This is a genomic window from Paucibacter hankyongi (assembly GCF_037482915.1).
GTDB lineage: Bacteria > Pseudomonadota > Gammaproteobacteria > Burkholderiales > Burkholderiaceae_C > Paucibacter_A > Paucibacter_A hankyongi.
Window position 1 is genome coordinate 1 of record NZ_JBBHJX010000041.1, and the last position, 644, is coordinate 644.

Below are 644 nucleotides of genomic sequence, written 5' to 3' on the forward strand. Positions count from 1 at the left end.
GTATCCAGCCGCGCCACCAGCGCTTGCAACTCCCGAACTCCACGGCTTGGCGCTTCCCAGGGTTGGGGTTCATGCATCACGCAAAAGCGCGCGATGGCCTTGGCATCTCCGCCATCGGTCTTGTTGCGCAGGCCTTCGGCCTCCATGAAACGCTTCACCAACAGCGGATTCACGATGGATACCTTCACGCCATGATCGTGGAGGTAGAGCGCCAGTTGCTCGTGATAAGCACCCGTGGACTCCATGCAGACATGGGCTTGCGACTTGCCGCCAGGCGCGTGGAGGTCCATCCACGCCAAGAAAGCGCCAAATCCGGCGACGCTGTTCTCGAACACTTTGGACTTGTATTTTCCCGGGGCGACGATCAAGGCCGCATCAAACTTCTTCTTGCTGACGTCGCAGCCAATCGTGGAAACCATCGGCAATCTCCAAAAGGTGCTGAAGGCATTCGACTTGCGCATCCTGATATGCGAGGTCACCGCTGGAGGCAATTCCGGCGGCGCCCCAAGACACCGTTCGAGCTACAGCGTCGAATTCGCCAAACGCCCCAGTCTTTACCTCGGGCTCTAGGCCCAAGGAGGATCGCGGGATCGTTTCGGCGAGCTCCGGTCAGCACGGACGGAGCGGAATGAGTAGATATCAGG

1 protein-coding gene is annotated in these 644 nt (G+C 59.3%); it reads right to left on the minus strand.

Going from position 1 to position 644, the window contains the following annotated elements:
- A partial coding sequence (locus tag WG899_RS22290; RefSeq protein WP_339597829.1) for an IS110 family transposase occupies positions 1-419 on the minus strand: 419 nt, incomplete at its 3' end.
- Positions 420-644 lie beyond the last annotated feature (225 nt).